13 protein-coding genes and 2 riboswitches are annotated in these 19,647 nt (G+C 61.1%); of the genes, 7 read left to right on the top strand and 6 right to left on the bottom strand.

The window, feature by feature from the left end; all coding sequences use genetic code 11:
* Positions 1-18: 18 nt before the first annotated feature.
* On the bottom strand, positions 19-3,729 hold the full coding sequence (gene metH / locus ACIQU2_RS06515; RefSeq protein WP_403139485.1) for a methionine synthase: 3,711 nt from the start codon (positions 3,727-3,729) through the stop codon (positions 19-21).
* A gap of 155 nt (positions 3,730-3,884) precedes the next feature.
* Here metH and ACIQU2_RS06510 point away from each other — a divergent pair, with 155 nt between their 5' ends.
* Both ACIQU2_RS06510 and nfuA read left to right on the top strand, forming a co-directional pair.
* Positions 3,885-6,179 carry a fatty acid cis/trans isomerase gene (locus ACIQU2_RS06510; RefSeq protein WP_403139483.1) on the top strand — a complete coding sequence of 765 codons (2,295 nt, stop codon included), beginning with the start codon at positions 3,885-3,887 and terminating at the stop codon, positions 6,177-6,179.
* Positions 6,180-6,270: 91 nt separating this feature from the next.
* On the top strand, positions 6,271-6,855 hold the full coding sequence (nfuA, locus tag ACIQU2_RS06505; protein WP_008150988.1) for a Fe-S biogenesis protein NfuA: 585 nt from the start codon (positions 6,271-6,273) through the stop codon (positions 6,853-6,855).
* Between the two features lie 147 nt (positions 6,856-7,002).
* Here the strand turns inward: nfuA and cobM are convergent, their stop codons facing one another.
* The 4 genes from cobM to ACIQU2_RS06485 form a co-directional block, all read right to left on the bottom strand.
* Positions 7,003-7,749, bottom strand: a complete 747-nt coding sequence (gene cobM, locus ACIQU2_RS06500) for a precorrin-4 C(11)-methyltransferase (protein WP_347805970.1) — start codon at positions 7,747-7,749, stop codon at positions 7,003-7,005.
* An 83-nt stretch (positions 7,750-7,832) separates the two neighbouring features.
* A complete protein-coding gene (locus ACIQU2_RS06495) occupies positions 7,833-8,246 on the bottom strand; it encodes a cobalamin biosynthesis protein (RefSeq protein WP_347805969.1) in 414 nt (137 codons plus the stop codon).
* Complete coding sequence (locus ACIQU2_RS06490) at positions 8,243-8,950, bottom strand: CbtA family protein (RefSeq protein ID WP_347805968.1); 708 nt, start codon at positions 8,948-8,950, stop codon at positions 8,243-8,245. The genes ACIQU2_RS06495 and ACIQU2_RS06490 overlap by 4 nt, the downstream gene beginning before the upstream one ends.
* Before the next feature lie 11 nt (positions 8,951-8,961).
* Positions 8,962-9,165, bottom strand: coding sequence for a CbtB domain-containing protein (locus tag ACIQU2_RS06485; protein ID WP_095129617.1), 204 nt, complete (start codon positions 9,163-9,165; stop codon positions 8,962-8,964).
* A gap of 120 nt (positions 9,166-9,285) precedes the next feature.
* A riboswitch (cobalamin riboswitch) is annotated at positions 9,286-9,515 on the bottom strand.
* Between the two features lie 102 nt (positions 9,516-9,617).
* A riboswitch (cobalamin riboswitch) is annotated at positions 9,618-9,833 on the top strand.
* Between the two features lie 99 nt (positions 9,834-9,932).
* Here ACIQU2_RS06485 and cobW point away from each other — a divergent pair.
* The 5 genes from cobW to ACIQU2_RS06460 all read left to right on the top strand — a co-directional run bounded on the left by cobW (position 9,933) and on the right by ACIQU2_RS06460 (position 18,280).
* On the top strand, positions 9,933-10,994 hold the full coding sequence (cobW, locus tag ACIQU2_RS06480; protein ID WP_149630175.1) for a cobalamin biosynthesis protein CobW: 1,062 nt from the start codon (positions 9,933-9,935) through the stop codon (positions 10,992-10,994).
* Positions 10,995-10,997: 3 nt separating this feature from the next.
* A complete protein-coding gene (cobN, locus tag ACIQU2_RS06475) occupies positions 10,998-14,864 on the top strand; it encodes a cobaltochelatase subunit CobN (protein WP_403139479.1) in 3,867 nt (1,288 codons plus the stop codon).
* A gap of 86 nt (positions 14,865-14,950) precedes the next feature.
* Positions 14,951-15,949 (top strand): ATP-binding protein, encoded by a 999-nt coding sequence (locus tag ACIQU2_RS06470; RefSeq protein ID WP_347804333.1) that lies wholly within the window; start codon positions 14,951-14,953, stop codon positions 15,947-15,949.
* A gap of 119 nt (positions 15,950-16,068) precedes the next feature.
* Positions 16,069-16,608 (top strand): VWA domain-containing protein, encoded by a 540-nt coding sequence (locus ACIQU2_RS06465; RefSeq protein ID WP_347804308.1) that lies wholly within the window; start codon positions 16,069-16,071, stop codon positions 16,606-16,608.
* 25 nt (positions 16,609-16,633) lie between these two features.
* Positions 16,634-18,280 carry a phospholipase D-like domain-containing protein gene (locus tag ACIQU2_RS06460; RefSeq protein ID WP_347804309.1) on the top strand — a complete coding sequence of 549 codons (1,647 nt, stop codon included), beginning with the start codon at positions 16,634-16,636 and terminating at the stop codon, positions 18,278-18,280.
* 136 nt (positions 18,281-18,416) lie between these two features.
* On the opposite strand, the gene ACIQU2_RS06455 is transcribed toward ACIQU2_RS06460, so the two are convergent.
* Positions 18,417-19,643: an NADH:flavin oxidoreductase/NADH oxidase family protein gene (locus tag ACIQU2_RS06455; RefSeq protein WP_403139478.1), complete on the bottom strand. Its 1,227-nt coding sequence runs from the start codon at positions 19,641-19,643 to the stop codon at positions 18,417-18,419.
* Positions 19,644-19,647 lie beyond the last annotated feature (4 nt).

The raw sequence follows: 19,647 nt of genomic DNA, 5'->3' as shown, positions 1-19,647 counted from the left end.
CGACTCCCGGGACCACCATCAGTTGTCGTAACCCAGGTTCGGCGCCAACCACCGCTCGGTCACGCTCAATTCCTGACCCTTGCGCGACGTGTAGCTCTGCACCTGATCCTTGTCGATCTTGCCCACGGCAAAATACTGCGCTTGCGGGTGAGCGAAGTACCAACCGCTGACCGCTGCCGCCGGGAACATGGCGTAGTGCTCGGTGAGGAACACGCCGCTGCGGCCGGCTTTCATTTCCGAGGCCTCAGGGTCCAGCAACTTGAACAGCGTGGATTTTTCGGTGTGATCCGGGCAGGCCGGGTAGCCCGGGGCAGGGCGGATACCGGTGTATTGCTCTTTGATCAGCGCCTCGTTGTCGAGCGTCTCGTCCTTGGCATAACCCCAGTAGTCTTTACGGACCTGCTGGTGCAGCCACTCAGCGCAAGCCTCGGCCAAACGGTCGGCCAGTGCCTTGACCATGATCGAGTTGTAGTCGTCGCCGGCATCTTGATAGGCCTTGGCCACTTCTTCGGCACCGATCCCGGCGGTGGTGATGAAACCACCCACGTAGTCGGTCACTTCGCTGTCCTTCGGTGCAACGAAGTCAGCCAGGGAGAAGTTCGGTTTGCCGTCGGTCTTGATGATCTGCTGACGCAGGTGATGCAGCTTGGCAATCGGTTTGCCGTCATCGCCGTAGACTTCAATGTCATCCTCACGCACCTGATTGGCCGGCCAGAAGCCGAACACCGCACGGGCGCTGATGAGTTTTTCGTCGATCAGCTTGGCAAGCATTTCCCGGGCATCGGCGTACAGCGAGGTGGCGGCTTCACCGACCACTTCATCCGTGAGGATGCGCGGGAATTTGCCGGCCAGGTCCCAGGAGATAAAGAACGGTGTCCAGTCGATGTATTCGGCCAGGACTTTCAAGTCGATGTTGTCCAGCACCTTGGCACCGGTAAACGTCGGTTTGACCGGCTCGTAAGTGCTCCAGTCGAACTGCGGCTTCTTGGCAATGGACGCCGGGTAGCTCAGGCGTTCGGTGCGGGCGCTGCGGTTGGCGGTACGCTCGCGGACTTCGATGTATTCCAGGCGAGTCTTCTCGATGAACGCCGGCTTCAATTCCTTGGACAGCAACTGCGTCGCCACGCCCACGGCGCGGGAGGCGTCGGTGACGTAAATCACTGCGTCGTTGCTGTATTTCGGCTCGATCTTCACCGCCGTGTGCGCTTTCGAGGTGGTCGCGCCACCGATCATCAGCGGCAGGTGGAAATCCTGACGCTGCATCTCCCGGGCGACGTGGACCATTTCATCCAGCGAAGGGGTGATCAGGCCGGACAGGCCGATGATGTCGCACTTCTGCTCCTTGGCCACCTGCAGGATTTTCTCCGCCGGCACCATCACGCCGAGGTCGACGATGTCGTAGCCGTTACAGCCCAGCACCACGCCGACGATGTTCTTGCCGATGTCGTGCACGTCGCCTTTTACTGTGGCCATGAGGATTTTGCCCTTGGCTTCCGGTTTGTCGCCTTTTTCCAGTTCGATGAACGGGATCAAGTGGGCCACGGCCTGCTTCATCACGCGGGCGGATTTCACCACTTGTGGCAGGAACATTTTGCCCGCGCCGAACAGGTCGCCGACGATGTTCATGCCGGACATCAGCGGGCCTTCGATCACTTCGATCGGGCGAGCGAACGACTGACGGGATTCTTCGGTGTCTTCAACAATGTGCGTGGTGATGCCTTTGACCAGCGCATGCTCCAGACGCTTGTTGACGGGCCAGCCGCGCCATTCTTCGGTCTCGGCTTCCTTGACGCTGCCGTCGCCCTTGTACTTGTCGGCAATGGCGAGGAGGGCGTCAGTGCCTTCCGGGGTGCGGTTGAGCACTACGTCTTCAACGGCGTCACGCAGTTCGACCGGGATCTGGTCGTAGATCTCCAGCTGGCCGGCGTTGACGATGCCCATGGTCAGGCCGTTGCGGATCGCATACAGCAGGAACACCGAGTGAATCGCCTCGCGCACCGGGTTGTTGCCACGGAACGAGAACGACACGTTGGACACACCACCGGAGGTCAGCGCGTACGGCAGTTCGTCACGGATGTAGGCACAGGCGTTGATGAAGTCCACAGCGTAATTGTTGTGTTCTTCGATGCCGGTGGCGATGGCGAAGATGTTCGGGTCGAAGATGATGTCTTCCGGCGGGAAGCCGACTTCGTTGACCAGAATGTCGTAGGAGCGTTTGCAGATTTCTTTCTTGCGCGCTTCAGTGTCGGCTTGGCCGGCTTCGTCGAAGGCCATCACGACGACTGCGGCACCGTAGCGTTTGCACAGTTTGGCGTGATGAATGAACTGCTCGACTCCTTCCTTCATGCTGATGGAGTTGACGATGCCCTTGCCCTGGATGCACTTGAGGCCGGCTTCGATCACTTCCCACTTGGAGGAGTCGATCATGATCGGTACGCGGGAGATGTCCGGCTCGCCGGCAATCAGGTTGAGGAAGGTCACCATGGCCTTCTTCGAATCGAGCATCCCTTCGTCCATGTTGATGTCGATCACTTGGGCGCCGGCTTCGACCTGTTGCAGGGCGACTTCCAGGGCTTCGGTGTAGTTGTCTTCACGGATCAGGCGGGCGAACTTGGCTGAACCGGTGATGTTGGTCCGCTCGCCGACGTTGATGAACAACGAATTGCGATCAATGGTGAACGGTTCCAGCCCCGACAGGCGGCAGGCCTTTGGAATGTCCGGAATTTCACGCGGCGCATAACCGGCCACGGCGTTGGCGATGGCTTCGATGTGGCCCGGCGTGGTGCCGCAGCAACCGCCGACGATGTTGAGGAAGCCGCTTTGGGCGAATTCTTCGATGACCTTGGCGGTTTCCGACGGCAGTTCGTCGTACTCGCCGAATTCGTTCGGCAGGCCGGCGTTCGGGTGCGCGGAAACGTGGGTGCTGGCCTTGTTCGACAGCTCTTCCAGGTACGGACGCAACTCGCTGGCGCCGAGGGCGCAGTTCAGGCCGACCGAAATCGGCTTGGCGTGGGCCACGGAGTTCCAGAACGCTTCGGTGGTCTGGCCGGAGAGCGTACGGCCGGAGGCATCGGTAATGGTGCCGGAGATCATGATCGGCAATTCGACGCCGAGCTCTTCGTAAACCCCTTGCACGGCGAAGATCGCCGCTTTGGCGTTCAGGGTGTCGAAAATGGTTTCGATCAGGATCAGGTCGGCACCGCCTTCGATCAGGCCTTTGGTGGCCTCGGTGTAGTTTTCCACCAGTTCATCGAAGGTCACGTTGCGGTAGCCGGGGTTGTTCACGTCAGGCGACAGCGAGCAGGTGCGGCTGGTCGGGCCGAGCACGCCGGCGACGAAGCGCGGCTTGTCCGGGGTTTCCAGGGTCTTGGCGTCAGCAACCTTGCGCGCCAGACGTGCGCCTTCTACGTTTAGCTCGTACGCCAGGTCCTGCATGCCGTAGTCGGCCTGGGACACCTGGGTGGCGTTGAAGGTGTTGGTTTCCAGAATGTCGGCGCCAGCATCCAGGTAGGCTTTCTCGATGGCGCCAATCACGTCCGGGCGCGTCAGGATCAACAGGTCGTTGTTACCCTTGACGTCACTTGGCCAGTCGGCGAAGCGTTTGCCGCGGTAATCCTGCTCTTCAAGCTTGTAGCTCTGGATCATCGTGCCCATGCCGCCATCGAGAATCAGGATGCGCTCTTTGAGGGCGTGCTTGAGAGCTTGAAGGCGAACACTGCGATCGGACATTTGGACTACTCGGAAAGACCATGACGAAGGGGCGGGATAATAGCAAACCTGCGTGGTTTTAGAGCATGCCGCGGTTTTGCATGAATATCGCTCATGTTGGTGCAGGGATCAGACCGGTAGAATCGCGGCGTTTTTTCATGATCGGGACCAGGGATATGTCTTTTCGCGTCATCAGCATTATTTTGCTGTTTTTAAGCTGGGGCGCCGCCGCGCAGGATCCGGCCATTTCCTCTGCCATTTCCTACAGCCGCGACATCCAACCGATCTTCACCGAAAAGTGCGTGGCCTGCCATGCCTGCTATGACGCCGCCTGTCAGCTCAATCTGGGCAGTGGCGAAGGGGCTGCCCGTGGCGCGACCAAGATCCCGGTCTACGACGGCGAACGCCGCCAGGCAGCCGCGCCGACCCGGCTGTTTTATGACGCCTTCGGTAAACGCGCCTGGCAGCAAAAGGACTTCTATTCGGTGCTCGACGCTCAGGGCAGTCAGGCCGCGTTGATGGCGCGGATGCTTGAGTTGGGCCACAAAACCCCCTTGCAACCCAATGCCAAGCTGCCGGAGGACATCGTCCTTGGCCTGAACCGGGAAAACATGTGCGCCCTGCCGGCCGAGTTCGACGGCTACGCCAAATCACATCCCAAAGAGGGGATGCCGCTGGCGGTCACCGGCCTGACCGATCAGCAGTACCAGACGCTGCAACGTTGGCTCGCGTCCGGCGCGCCGATTGACGAGCAAGGCCTTGTGCCAAGCGCCAAAGAAGCGTTGCAGGTGGTGCAGTGGGAAAACCTGCTCAACGCACCGGGTGCACGGCAAAGCCTGGTGGGGCGCTGGTTGTTCGAGCATTGGTTTCTCGCTCATCTCTATTTCAAGGACGGCGAGCCGGGGCATTTCTTTCAGTGGGTACGTTCGAGCACTCCGACTGGCCAGCCGATCGATCTGATCAACACACGCCGCCCGAATGACGAACCAGGCACTCAGGTGTATTACCGCTTGTGGCCGGTGCAAGGCGTGATTGTGCAGAAGACCCACATCACCTACCCGTTGAGCGCGGCGAAGATGGCACGGATCAAAAGCCTCTTCTATAACGGCAATTGGCAGGTCAACGCCTTGCCGGGCTACGGGCCGGAGCGTCGGGCCAATCCGTTCACCACGTTCGAGGCGATCCCGGCCCAGGCGCGTTATCAGTTCATGCTCGATAACGCCGAATATTTCGTGCGTACGTTTATTCGCGGCCCTGTGTGCCGCGGCCAGATCGCCACCGACGTGATCCGCGATAACTTCTGGGCACTGTTCCAGGCGCCTGAGCACGACCTCTACATCATCGATCCGAAGTATCGCGGCCAGGCGACGCCGTTGTTGGCGATGCCGGGGCAGAACGACGATGTCGGCAGCGTCCTGAGCCTGTGGCATGACTACCGCAACAAGCGTAACGAGTACGAGGCGCTGCGCCGTGACAGTTACGCCGATGCGCCGGCACCGAGCTGGTCGACCCTATGGGCTGGCAACGATAACGCACTGCTGACGATCTTCCGGCATTTTGACAGTGCCTCGGTGAACAAAGGCCTGATCGGTGACGTTCCGCAAACGATGTGGCTGTTCGACTTTCCGCTGCTGGAGCGCACCTATTATCAGTTGGCAGTCAACTTCGACGTGTTCGGTAACGTCTCCCATCAGGCGCAAACGCGCCTGTACTTCGACCTGATCCGCAACGGTGCCGAGCAAAACTTCCTGCGCCTGATGCCGGCCGATTCGCGCGACGATTACCTCGACGACTGGTACCAGAGCGGAGGCAAATTCAAGATGTGGTTGGACTACGAGTCCATCGATAACGACAAAGAGACGGCGCTGGTACTGGACGAAAAGGACCCGAAACGCGATTTCGCCCTGCAGTTGCTGGCCCGTTACGGCGACCTCAACGCCAAGCCTGATCCGATCAACCGTTGTGACGGTGCTTATTGCTCGCGGCCGAACATAGATCTGGCCTCGCAGAGCGCCGAGCAGGCGTTGAGTCGCCTGACTTCGCGTCCGGCGGCCGGGCTGAAGGTGATCGATCAGTTGCCGGAAGCGACCCTGCTGCGCATCGAAACCGCGAGCGGCAAGCGCGAGGTCTACAGCCTGCTGCGCAACCGCGCGCACAGTAACGTTGCGTTCCTGCTCGGTGAATCCCTGCGGTATCAGCCAGGACTCGACACATTGACTATTTATCCGGGCGTGCTCAGCAGCTATCCGAACTTCATGTTCAACATTCCGGCCGAGCAAGTGCCTGAGTTCGTGGGCGAGATGGAAAACGCCAAGGACGCTAATCGCTTCGAAAAAATCGTCGAGCGCTGGGGTATTCGCCGCAGCCATCCGCAGTTCTGGTTCTACTTCCATGACCTGAGCCGGTACGTCCACGAGACCGATCCGGTGGAAGTGGGCGTGCTGGACATGAACCGGTACGAGAATCTTTGATCGACAGGCGCATCTTTCCCGACAAAAATACTAGGACTTTGTACGGCGCGATGATTGGCGTAAACTGCGCCCAAGCCTGCGAGGAGTTTCCATGACCGCTATTACCATTACCGACGCCGCCCACGATTATCTGGCTGATCTGCTCTCCAAGCAGAACACCCCAGGCATCGGCATCCGCGTCTTTATCACCCAGCCTGGCACCCAGTACGCCGAAACCTGCATTGCTTATTGCAAGCCGGGCGAAGAAAAACCTGAAGACACGGCGCTGGGGCTCAAAAGCTTCACTGCCTACATCGACTCGTTCAGCGAAGCTTTCCTGGACGATGCGGTAGTCGACTACGCCACCGACCGTATGGGCGGCCAGCTCACCATCAAGGCGCCAAACGCCAAAGTACCGATGGTCAGCGCCGACAGTCCGGTCAATGAGCGTATCAACTATTACCTGCAAACCGAGATCAACCCGGGGCTGGCCAGCCACGGCGGTCAAGTCAGCCTGATCGATGTGGTCGAAGACGGCATCGCCGTGCTGAAGTTCGGCGGCGGTTGCCAGGGCTGCGGCCAGGCAGACGTCACCCTTCGCGAAGGCATCGAGCGTACCTTGCTCGAGCGCATTCCCGAACTCAAGGGCGTTCGTGACGTCACCGACCACACGCAGAAAGAAAACGCCTACTACTAAGTAAGGTGTTCGCTGCAGAAACGAAAAAACGGCACCCGTGAGTGCCGTTTTTTATGGGTGAAGCTTTAAAAGATCGCAGCCTTCGGCAGCTCCTACATGGGAATGAGTTCTCCTGTAGGAGCTGCCGGAGGCTGCGATCTTTTGATCTTAGGGCCGATACAAATGCGCATGCCCGGCACGGTACAGCGATGATTCACTGAAGTGATCACTGCCCAACACCCGACCCACCAGAATCAACGCCGTGCGCCGAAACCCCTTGGCTTCAACCTTCGCGGCAATGTCTTCAAGCGTCCCCACCACCCAGTCCTGATCCGGCCAGGTCGCCCGGTGAATCACCGCGATCGGGCAGTCCGCGCCGTAATGCGGCAACAATTCGACCAGGATCTTCTCCAGATGATTGACCCCCAGATGAATGGCCATGGTCGCCCCATGCTGCGCCAGGCTGCCAAGCTCTTCGCCGGCGGGCATCGCGGTTTTGTCGGCATAGCGGGTCAGGATCACGCTTTGCGACACGTCCGGTAACGTCAGTTCCGCGCCCAACAGTGCCGCGCAGGCCGCCGTGGCCGTGACGCCGGGAATGATTTCAAACGGGATGTCGAGTTCGCGCAGGTAGCGGATCTGCTCGCCAATCGCGCCATAAAGACTCGGATCGCCGGAGTGCACCCTGGCCACGTCCTGGCCATTGGCATGGGCGGATTTGATCAGCTCGATGATCTGTTCCAGGTGCAGTTCGGCGCTGTTGACCACCTGTTCGGCGCGATGGCCTTCCAGCACGGCGGCGGGCACCAGGGAGCCGGCATAGATGATCACCGGGCAGCTGCGAATCAGCCGTTGGCCTTTGACGGTGATCAGTTCCGGGTCGCCGGGACCTGCGCCAATGAAGTAGACGGTCATCGTCGGTTCCTGTGAGAAAAAGGGGCTGGGCAAGGCTTCAGATGAAGATTGCTCATGATCGATGGCGGGGATTATCGAGGATTTTATGCAGCGCAGGCCAATGCCAAGGTGGCCTGGGCATATTTTTGTCGTGAAATCAGCAATTTTGCCGGTGCCTGGGTCAGTTGTTCGGCAAGGGCCAGGGCGGCACTTTCCGCTACGCCGTAGCAGCCGGTGCGTTCGAACGCGATGTCCGAGCGGTGGCTGAGTTGTGGTTGATAGCCGGCCAGTTGTTCGCTGCTGAAGTACATCAACGGTAACTCAAGCTGTTCGGCCAATTCGATCAAGCCAGGTTCGTCGCGCTTCAGGTCGATGCTGGCCAGGGCCTTGATCTGGTGAAGTTCAATTTTATGAGCCTGTAACGCCTGATCGAGCAGCGCCCGCAGCGTGCTGACGGGGCAGCCGCGCTGGCAGCCCAGGCCGACCACTAAAGTCGGCGCTGTGCTGATCTCAGTCATGCGTGGTACTGACCATCGCTTTTGCGGCGGAACAACCAGGCACTGATCAGGCCCAGGGCCAGCCAGAATGCCACGTTGGTCAGCTGCGAAGCGATTTGGAACTGAGCTTCCAGGGCTTCTGGAGCGAGCATCGAATGCACTTCCGGTTGTGGCGCGCCGATCACGTGAGGAACGGCCAGGATCGCCACGCCGAGGATCTTCATCAGCCAGTGACGGCTGAACACGATCAGCGCGATACCGACAGCGGTGGAGGCAGCCGTGCCGATCCACCAGATCTGCCGCTGCGCCAAATCAGCTGCGGCAGTGCCCGGCAGTTCAGGCGGCAGACCGAGGGTCGGTGCCAGCACGAACGTCGCATAACCGGCCAGGCCCCAAAGCAGGCCTTGGGAGGTTTTGGTCGGTGCGCGCAAGGTGTAAAGACCGGCCAGCATCAGGGCGAAACCGACCGCTACCACCAGGTTGCCGCCGGTAGTGGACAGCACGCGCTGCCAGCCGTCTTCCGGTTCCCAGGCTTCAGCATCGTGGGTGTGAGCGGCGACAGCACCTGCGGCGTGTTCGTGAACTTCAACAGCGGCGGGCTCGGATTTTTCGAACGTCTCGGCCTGCAGAATCAGCGGAGCCACCCAGAAGCTTTGCAGCAGGGTCAGCAACAGGGCGGCCAGCAGCCCGGTGAACCCTGCGGTTTGCGCAATACGCTTGATCATGTCGGCAAGTCTCAATGGCACGGGAATGCAGAGCTGTGGCGGGTATCGTGAGCGGCGTTGTGCACGGCCTCGATGTGCGAGAAACCGGCGAAATACACAAGGCTAGCACCCAGGATCGACGCGCACAGGGCGACGGTCAGGCGTTGAGTCAGGGTATTGGTGGTGCTGGCGGTGCTCTTATCGGTGTTGCTGCCGGTGCTGCTGATGATCGACATGGCGCTTCCCTCTGGTCTGTCAGCGGGTGATTTAGAGCGCATGGAAGACCCCTGCGAGTCGGGCACGCAGAGGTTCAAACAGCGCCCGCCCACCGCGGGTTTGTTATTCAGTGATCGTAATGGTCACTTTGTGTTGCGGGCCGGTCTCCGGGCTCACGAGGGGCACTGGCTTTCGCCTTGACCTGCAAGCATCACCTTCCCATGCCGAACTGCTGGCACAGTGGATCTGACGCTTCGCTCGCTTACCGTTGCGGGGGCAGCACCGGACTGACATGACTTTAGAGTAAAGCACATGATTCACCGGTTTCCCGTTTCACCCTGTGAAGGGCACCCGTAACAAGGCGTGTAGGAGAGCATGGGCGGGGGCGGAGAGTCAATTGGCATGGGTTCTCACTTGGGAACCAAATGATGATTGGCTCTTTGTAGGACATTGACCCGCCCCCACACGATGCGTAGCCTTGCGCTTTCGAGGTTCTTCGGCGTCTGCCGAAGCTAAGAAGGGAACGCGGTCGATGCCGCGGCTGCCCCCGCAACTGTGAACGGTGATGTTCGCTGCCACGCCACTGCAAACCCTGTGCAACGGGTTCGCGGGAAGGCGCAGCGAATGCCAGGCCCGCAAGCCCGGCAAACCGTCAGCCAGGAGACCTGCCTCGACACAGATTCTCACTACAACCGGGCGGGGTGATCCGGTGGCGAACTCTTCCGCGCGCGCATCCGTAGCAGCGATTGTCGTCCCGTATGCCCGCCACCTTGCCAAAGGGCATCCGATGAAAACACTGGCCAAACTCCCCGTCACCATCGTTACCGGCTTCCTCGGCTCGGGCAAAACCACCTTGCTGCGGCACATGCTCGACAACGCTCAGGGCCGCCGCATTGCGGTGATCGTCAACGAGTTCGGCGAGCTGGGCATCGACGGCGAAATCCTCAAGCAGTGCTCCATCGGTTGCACTGAAGAAGAAGCCAACGGCCGCGTCTACGAACTGGCCAACGGCTGCCTGTGCTGCACCGTTCAGGAAGAGTTCTTCCCGGTGATGCGCGAATTGGTCGCCCGTCGCGGCGACCTCGACCACATCCTCATCGAAACCTCGGGCCTGGCCCTGCCAAAACCGCTGGTGCAAGCCTTCCAGTGGCCTGAAATCCGCAGTGCCTGCACCGTTGATGCGGTGATCACCGTGGTCGACAGTCCTGCGGTCGCCGCCGGCACCTTCGCGGCTTTCCCGGATCAGGTCGATGCCCAGCGCAAACTCGACCCGAACCTGGATCACGAATCGCCGCTGCACGAGCTGTTCGCTGACCAACTCGCCAGCGCCGACCTGGTGATCCTCAACAAGGCCGACCTGATCAGCCCTGAAGACCTGGCCCGTGTACGCCTGGAAGTCGCTGAAGAATTGCCGCCAGCGGTGAAAGTCATCGAAGCCAGCAGCGGTCGTCTGCCACTGGACGTGCTGATCGGCCTCGGCGCCGGTTCTGAAGAACACATCGACAGCCGTCACAGCCATCACGATCACCACCATGAAGGCGAAGACGATCACGACCACGATGCCTTCGACTCCATCTCTATCGAACTGCCTCAAGCCGACGAAAGCCTGCTGCTGGACGCGCTGACCCAGCTGGTGGTCCAGCACGGCATCCTGCGCGTCAAAGGTTTTGCGGCGATCCCGAACAAACCGATGCGCCTGTTGATTCAGGGCGTGGGCACACGTTTCGACAAGCATTTCGACCGTCAGTGGGGCGCCGACGAAGCGCGTACCACGCGCCTGGTGTTGATCGGTCAGGAGCTGGACGCCACTCTGCTTGAAGCGCAATTGCGCGCCGCGCTCAGCGTTTAAGCCATGCACCTGCTCAGGACTCAGCCCGGCGGTTTCGTGTCGGATGACAACATCGCCGACCTTGGACAAACCCCCGCCGAGCTGGTGATCCTGTGCAGCGGCGACTCCAGCCTGGCGCTGCTCGCCGAAGCCGCGCAGCAGTTGCCCGACGATTACCCTAGCGTGCGCCTGGCCAACCCGATGCAGGTGCAGAACCACGCGTCGGTCGACCTGTATGTCGACGAAGTGCTGCGCCACGCCAAGGTCATTCTGATTTCGCTGCACGGTGGCATCGCCTATTGGCGTTACGGCGTCGAGCGCTTGGTGGAGTTGTCCCAGCGCGGCGTGCAACTGATTCTGGTGCCAGGCGATGACCGCCCGGACCCGGAACTCAGCGACCTAAGCACGGTGGGCGCGGAAGACCGCGATCGGCTCTGGCAGTTTCTGCGTCAGGGTGGCATGGGCAATGCTCTGGATTTTTTTCGCTGCCTCGCCAATCGTTGGCTGGATCGCGACTACGCTTGGGCCGAGCCACAAACCCTGCCGCGCACAGCGATCTACCACCCGCAAAAAAGCCCGGCTGAACTGAAGGATTGGCAAGCCGACTGGCAGGCCGATCAACCGGTCGCGGCGGTGCTGTTCTACCGCTCGCATTTGCAGGCGGCGAACACCGGTTTCATCGATATTTTCTGTCAGCGCTTGCAAGCGGCGGGGTTGAACCCGTTGCCGATTGCCCTGGCCAGTTTGAAAGAGCCCGGCTGCCTGACGGTGGTCGAGGACCTGTTGGACGAAGTCGAGGCAGGGGTGATTCTCAACACCACCGGTTTCGCTCAATCCAGCCCCGAAGCGCCGCACTTGCGACCGTTTCGCCGCAACATTCCGGTGATCCAGGCGATCTGCGCCCAGGACAACGAGCAGGGATGGCGCGCCAGCGAGCAAGGCCTCGGTCCGCGTGATCTGGCGATGCATATCGCGCTGCCGGAACTGGACGGGCGGATCATCAGCCGACCGATCAGCTTCAAAGACCTGGCCTGGCGCAGCGAGCGCAGTCAATCCGATGTGGTCTGCTATCGGCCACAACCGGAGCGCATGGATTTTGTCGCCGAACTGGCGCGGCGCTGGATTGATCTGGCGCGAGTGCCCAACGCTGAAAAACGCATCGCCCTGATCCTCGCCAACTACCCGACCCGCGACGGTCGCATCGGCAATGGCGTGGGTCTCGACACCCCGGCGGCGGCGCTGAACATCCTGCGTGCGCTGCATAAAGAAGGTTATCCGCTGCCGGTCGAGTTGCCTGATAGCGGCACCGCGTTGATCCAGCAGTTGCTGGGTGGCGTCAGCAACGACCTCGACACCCTCGACCAGCGCCCGTGTATGCAAAGCCTCGCGCTGGACGACTACAACCTGATGTTCAACGCCTTGCCCGAATCCAACCGACAAGCCGTGCTGGAACGTTGGGGCACGCCGCAAAGCGATCCGATGTGCCGTGGCGGGCGAATGATGATTGCCGGACTGCGCTTTGGTCTGACCTTCGTCGGCATTCAACCGGCGCGCGGTTATCAGGTGGACCCGAGCGCGGTGTATCACGATCCGGACCTGGTGCCGCCTCACGGTTACCTGGCGTTCTATTTCTGGTTGCGCAACACCTACGGCGCCCACGGTGTGATCCACGTCGGCAAGCACGGCAACCTCGAATGGTTGCCGGGCAAAGGCGTCGGTCTGTCCGAGAATTGCTGGCCGGATGCGCTGCTCGGTCCGCTGCCGAACATCTATCCGTTTATCGTCAACGATCCGGGCGAGGGCGCCCAGGCCAAGCGCCGTACGCAGGCGGTGATCATCGATCACCTGATGCCGCCGCTGACCCGCGCCGAAACTTACGGCCCGTTGCGCAACCTCGAATTACTCGCCGACGAGTATTACGAAGCGCAATTGCTCGATCCGCGCCGTGCCCGGGAATTGCAGCGCGACATCCTGCAACTGGTGCGCGAGACGCACATCGACCGCGAACTGCAACTGGACGAAAAGCTCGACAGTGATGCCGATGCAGCGATCTGGTTGCCGCGTCTGGACACGTATTTGTGCGACTTGAAAGAGTCGCAGATCCGCGACGGCCTGCATGTGTTTGGCGAGTCGCCGACCGGGCGCTTGCGCATCGACACCTTGCTGGCGTTGTTGCGCATTCCGCGTGGCGATGGACGGGGTGCCCAATCAAGTCTGCTGCGGGCCTTGGCCAAGGCGTTCACGTTGGGCTTCGATCCGCTGGATTGTGCGCTTGCCGAACCCTGGATCGGGCCGCGTCCGATTGAACTGCAATCCCTCACCGACGAAGTCTGGCGCACCGCCGGGGATACCCGTGAACGTCTGGAACTGTTCGCCACGCAACTGATCTCGCAAACTCTAAACCAACCTCAAGCCAACCCCGGCCCCTGTGGGAGCGAGCTTGCTCGCGAAGCGGTTGAGCATCCAACATTGATGTCGATTGACCCACCGCTATCGCGAGCAAGCTCGCTCCCACAGGAGGCCACTTGGTCCGACGTCAGCGCGATCGTCGACAGCCTGCGCGAAGTCGTCGCTCCACGGCTGGACGCCTGCGGTCCGGCGGAAATGCGCGGTCTGCTCGACGCGCTCAGCGGCCGCTTCGTGCCGGCCGGCCCCAGCGGTGCGCCGAGTCGCGGTCGACTCGACGTGCTGCCGACCGGGCGCAACTTCTACTCGGTGGACGTGCGTAACCTGCCGACCACCACCGCGTGGCGTATCGGTTTCCAGTCGGCCAACCTGATTCTTGAACGACACTTGCAAGATCACGGCGATCACCTGCGTCAGCTCGGCCTGTCGGTGTGGGGCACCGCGACCATGCGCACCGGTGGCGACGACATCGCCCAGGCCATGGCGTTAATGGGTGTGCGCCCGGTCTGGGCCACGGGCAGTCAGCGGGTCGACGACTTCGAAATTCTGCCGCTGAGTCTGCTGGACCGTCCGCGCGTGGACGTGACGTTGCGCGTCTCCGGATTCTTCCGCGATGCCTTTGCCAATCTGATCCGCCTGTTCGACGCCGCCGTGCAAGCGGTCGCCGCCCTCGACGAGCCGGACGACTTCAACCCCTTGGCCGCCAAGGTGCGTGCCGAGCGCGAAGCGTTAATGCAATCGGGGCTGGATGAAGAGGCGGCCAAGCGTCAGGCCGGTTGGCGCATCTTTGGTGCCAAACCCGGTGCTTACGGCGCGGGCGTGCAGGGCGCCATCGATGGTCGTCTGTGGCAAAGCCGTGACGACCTGGCCGAGGTTTACCTGAATTGGGGCGGCTACGCTTACGGCGGTTCTGACGAAGGCACCGCGGCGCGAGCGCAGTTCGCTCAGCGCCTGAGCCAGGTTCAGGCTGTGCTGCAAAACCAGGACAACCGTGAACACGACTTGCTTGATTCCAACGACTATTACCAGTTCCAGGGCGGCATGCTCGCGGCTGTGGAAAGCCTCAGTGGTGAAGCAGCGGCCAGTTACCATGGCGATCACAGTCAGCCGGACTTGCCGAAGATCCGCACGTTGAAGGAAGAGCTGAACCGGGTGATTCGCTCCCGGGCAGCCAATCCGAAATGGATCGACGGCGTGAAGCGTCATGGCTACAAAGGCGCGTTTGAACTGGCGGCGACGGTTGATAACCTGTTTGCCTTCGACGCCACAACGCAATTGATCGACGACCACCAGTACGCGTTACTGGCGGATGCGTATTTGCTGGATCCGGCGACTCGTGATTTTGTCCGTGAGCATAATCCGCATGCGTTGCGCGACATGACTGAGCGGATGCTGGAAGCGCAGCAGCGGGGGATGTGGAAGGAGCCGGGCGAGTATCGCGAGGCGCTGGAGAATTTGTTGTTGGATATAGAAGAAGATAGTTAATGCGCCGCAAAACCCTGTGGGAGCGAGCTTGCTCGCTCCCACAGGTACAAGGTGTGCCTGCTACCGACCATGACCGAGTATTGAAAATGACCGACACCCCGCATTTCCCTCTCTCCGCCGTGGTCGGCGCCGACGATCTCAAACTCGCCCTCTACCTGACCGCCATCGACCCGAAAATCGGCGGCGTACTCATCGAAGGCCCTCGCGGCATGGCCAAATCGACCCTGGCCCGAGGCCTGGCGGATCTACTGGCCAGCGGCCAATTCGTCACCTTGCCGCTTGGTGCCACCGAAGAACGGCTGGTCGGCACCCTCGATCTGGACGCCGCCCTGAGCGAGGGCCGTGCACAGTTTTCCCCCGGTGTACTGGCCAAGGCTGACGGCGGCGTGCTCTACGTTGATGAGGTCAATTTATTGCCCGATCACCTGGTGGACCTGCTGCTGGATGTGGCCGCCAGCGGCACCAACCTGATCGAACGCGACGGCATTTCCCATCGGCATCCGGCGAAGTTCGTGCTGATCGGCACCATGAACCCGGAAGAGGGTGAGCTGCGTCCGCAACTGCTCGACCGTTTTGGCCTGAACGTCGCCCTCAGTGGCCACACAGCACCGACCGAGCGCGGCCAGATCATCCGGCGACGGCTGGATTTCGACAGCGATCCCCACAGCTTCTGCGCCGAATGGGAAAGCCAACAGCAGTCTCTGCGCGAACGTTGCCAGAAAGCGCGCAGCGCGCTGGCAAGCATCCCACTCGACGATCATGCGCTGGCGCAGATTACCGAGCGCTGCTTTGCCGCCGGTGTCGATGGCTTGCGGGCCGACCTGGTCTGGTTGCGCGCGGCGCGTGCCCACGCGGCGTGGCGTGGGGCGAGCGCCATCGCCGAGGAAGACATCGACGCCGTCGCCGAGTTTGCCTTGCGCCATCGCCGTCGCGAGTCATCGCCACCAGCGCCGCAACAAAGTCAGCCGCCCTCTACGCAAAATGCCAACCCGAGCGAAGGCCAGGGCCAATGGGGTGAAATGCCCGCTCAGGCGCTCCCGGTCGGCGCACGACGTGACGTGCCGAGCTGGCCAAAAAAGCCCTAGGCATTCGCCCTCGATCTGATGCGGGGGCGAATGCCAGACCCCGTGCCGGACGGCTGGACAATGGCAAGCAGGGTAAGCGTCACGCGGCGCGTAGCGGCTCGATCAATTGGCCCGGTACATTGCTGAACGGCCGCCCACGTCAGCTCGACGATGTCTTGTTTCACCTGCGCACCCGTTCGCCCCACGAACTGTGGCTGGTGATTGTCGACGCTTCGGCCTCGACACGCCGTCATCAGGCGTTGAGCGATGCCAAGGGCTTGCTGGCGCAACTGTTCGACGATGCCTATCGCCAGCGTGCGCGCCTGGCGTTGCTCACTGCCAGTGGTCATGTGCCGAAATGGCAAGTGCAAGGGTTGAAAGCCTCCGCGGGTTTGCGCAACTGGCTTGATGGGCTGGGAGCGGGCGGTGGTACGCCGTTGCTGGCGGCGCTGGGTGAGGCGGGGCGATGGCTGGCTGCACGACAAAAACGTTTTCCGGCGGAAAAGCAGCGTTTGTTGCTGGTGACCGATGGTCGATTGAAGGACTGGTCGATATTGCCGGCGCTTGATTGTCCGGGGCTGCTGATCGACATCGAACGCGGGCCGATTCGGCTTGGGCGGGCTAAGGTGATGGCTACCGAGTTGCAGGCCGAATATCGACATATCGATGATATGGAGTGAACCAGAAAGATCACAGGAGTGAGTCATGCGCGTTCTAGCCGCCAACATTCAGGATGATTTTCGCGTCAAGGCCTACGCCGGCACCAATGGCGTGCTGTTGGCCATGGACCTGGCCGAACCCCGTCGCAAAGGCCTCTTGGGTTTCGCCATCGAAAAACAGCAAGGCCCCAAGCCTTGGCTGTTCCTGTTCAACAGACTGACCTTTCCCGGCAAGGTGCATACCTTTCCCCAGTTTCACGCCACCCCCAGCGATATCGCGCCGTTGCAGAAATTTCGCTGGGCCGATTACGCGGTCAATCCGGGGATGACGATCCATTACCGAATCCACCTGGCCTACGGCAGTATTGATGCGCCGCAACTGGGAGAATTCCTGGAAGTGACGGTCACCTCCGACAATGGTCAGCCGAATAACCAAAGCGTGATCTTCAATCGCGCAGTGGCCGCCAGCCAGGCGTTCCAGCGCAAGTTTCCCGAGCTCGACGCGCTGATCAGCGCCAACAAGAACCTGCCCATCGAAGCCTGGCCGGATGTCCCGCGGCAGTGGCTGGAAAACGGTTTGCTCGGACGTTTGCTGGGGTTTATCGAGCGTGCGGTGGATGGCCAGTGGGCGCTGGACATTGCCATCTACGAGTATGAATTGCAGGCCATTGTCGATGCGGTCAATGCCGCGTTCGAGCGAGGGGTAAACGTTCGAGTCCTGTATCACGCTCAACCGGGCGATGAGGGCACCACCCTGAACGAGGCCAGCCTGGAAAAAATCCCGGCAGAGAACAAGCGCGGTCGAGTCACCCATAACATCTTCCACAACAAATTCATGGTGCTGAGCCGGCTCGACGCGGTGGGGCAGCGTCAGCCGGAAGCAGTGCTTTGCGGCAGCACCAATTTCACGCCCAACGGCGTTTACCGCCAGGCCAACGTAGTGCATGTGCTGGACGACACACACGTCAGCGCCAGTTATCTGCGCACCTTCGAGCAGGTCTGGAGCCACCCGGCGGATGTCGGCGACACCCGAAACTGGCTCACCCAAAACAACCCGATGGATTCGCTGCAGCCGATGTTCGCCGGTTTCTCTCCGCGGTCGGGCAAGGGTGATCTGCAAGCGTTTGTCGAGATCATCAGCGCCGCGAAAAAAGACGTGCTGTTCGTCACCGCGTTCGCCTTGCCCGACGACATCCTGAACGCCTTGCTCGGCCTGCCCCACGACGACATTTTGCGTTACGGCCTGCAAAACACCGCCAGCCGTATCACCGGTTTCCACGCCGACCGCACCGCCGAATTCGCCGCCACCGCGCTGCTCAACACCGGGCTGGAAGGCTGGCTCAGAGAGAACATGAAAGGCCAGAAGGGCAACCTGCTGGTGCACACCAAAGCCGTGGTGACGGACTTCACTAGCGATGCGCCGACGATCATCAGCGGCAGCCATAACCTCAGTGCCGCGGCCAGCAATGGCAATGACGAGAACTACCTGATCATTCGCGGTGATACCGATCTGGCAGACCGTTATGGTCTGGAACTGCTGCGGTTCTACGAGCATTACCGCTTTCGCTATTTCGCCAGGAAACTCGCGCTCAAGCAGGTCCATCCATTGGCGGCGGATGACAGCTGGACCGATGACTATTACCTCGACGGGGATTTGCGTCAGCTATCCAGATTGCGTTTTTCCGGACGGTAAACACCCTTGCAGCGCAGACGTACCCTTGTGGGAGCGAGCCTGCTCGCGAAGGCGGCCTTCCAGTCAACCATGATGTTGTCTGACACTCCGCTTTCGCGAGCAGGCTCGCTCCCACATTCGATCTTCGACAACTTGATTACTTCAGTCCCATCGCCTGCCGGTACTGACGAGTACGCCGGGCGATGTACACGCGGTCGAGAATCAACGCCCATAACGCCGAAACGTCGGGACGGGTCTTGCGCCCGCGGCTAAGGCGATTGAGCTGGAATTTCACGACGGCCATGCTCGCCAGTGCCGCCAGGGGGTTGCGCTTCCAGCGAATCGGCGGCAGTTGCGGGTGACTGTTCTGACCTTCGCGCCAGCGTTTGACCAATTGAGGTTCGAGCGCCAGTGCCGTGCCGATCCCGGCCATGGCGATGCCGCTGTCGAGCACCTGTTCGACGATCGCCAGGCGTCGAATCCCGCCCGTCACCATCACCGGCATGTTCGCCACACGGGCCAATTCCCCGGCCATCTCCAGAAAGTACGCTTCACGCGCCAGGGTCCGACCATCCCGGGCCTCGCCTTGCATGGCCGGGGCTTCGTAGCTGCCGCCGGAGAGTTCCAGCAGATCGATCGGTTGATCGTTGAGCCATTGGATGACTTGCCGGGCATCGTCGGCATCGAAGCCGCCGCGCTGGAAATCCGCCGAGTTGAGCTTCACCGCCACGCAAAACTGCGGCGACACAGACTTACGCACGGCGCTGACCACCGCCAACAACAAGCGCGCGCGATTTTCCAGAGAGCCACCCCAGCGGTCGGTTCGGCGGTTGGTCAAGGGCGAGAGGAATTGGCTGATCAGATAACCGTGCGCGGCATGAATCTGCACCCCGGTGAAGCCGGCCTTTTCCGCCAGGGCAGCGCTTATGGCGAAGCGTTGGATGACGTCTTCGATGTCGCGCTCGCTCATGGGTTTGGGCTCGGCAAACATCTTCGAGAACGCGCCCAGGTCCAGTGCCACCGCCGAAGGCGCCAACGCTTGCTGGCCGAGGTTGGCCATGGTCTGACGGCCAGGATGATTGAGCTGCATCCAGAACTGCGCGCCACCGGCCCGACCAATGCTGGCCCACTGGCGAAAGCGTTCAAGGTGCCGTTCATCTTCCAGCACCACGCCACCGGGACCGGTCATGGCGCGGCGGTCGATCATCACGTTGCCGGTCAGCAACAGGCCGGCTTCGCCTTCGGCCCACGCCTGATACAGGCGGAACAAGGCCTCTGCAGGTGCCTGCCCGCTGTCAGCGAGGTTCTCTTCCATCGCGGCTTTGGCGATGCGATTGCCGATGGTCTGGCCGTTGGGCAAATTCAACGCTTGGAAGGGCGACATGCTT

The organism is Pseudomonas sp. NPDC098740, assembly GCF_044760065.1.
Lineage (GTDB): Bacteria > Pseudomonadota > Gammaproteobacteria > Pseudomonadales > Pseudomonadaceae > Aquipseudomonas > Aquipseudomonas rossensis.
Note: the sequence above shows the minus strand (reverse complement) of the source record. Positions and strands in the feature narration are given on the sequence as shown.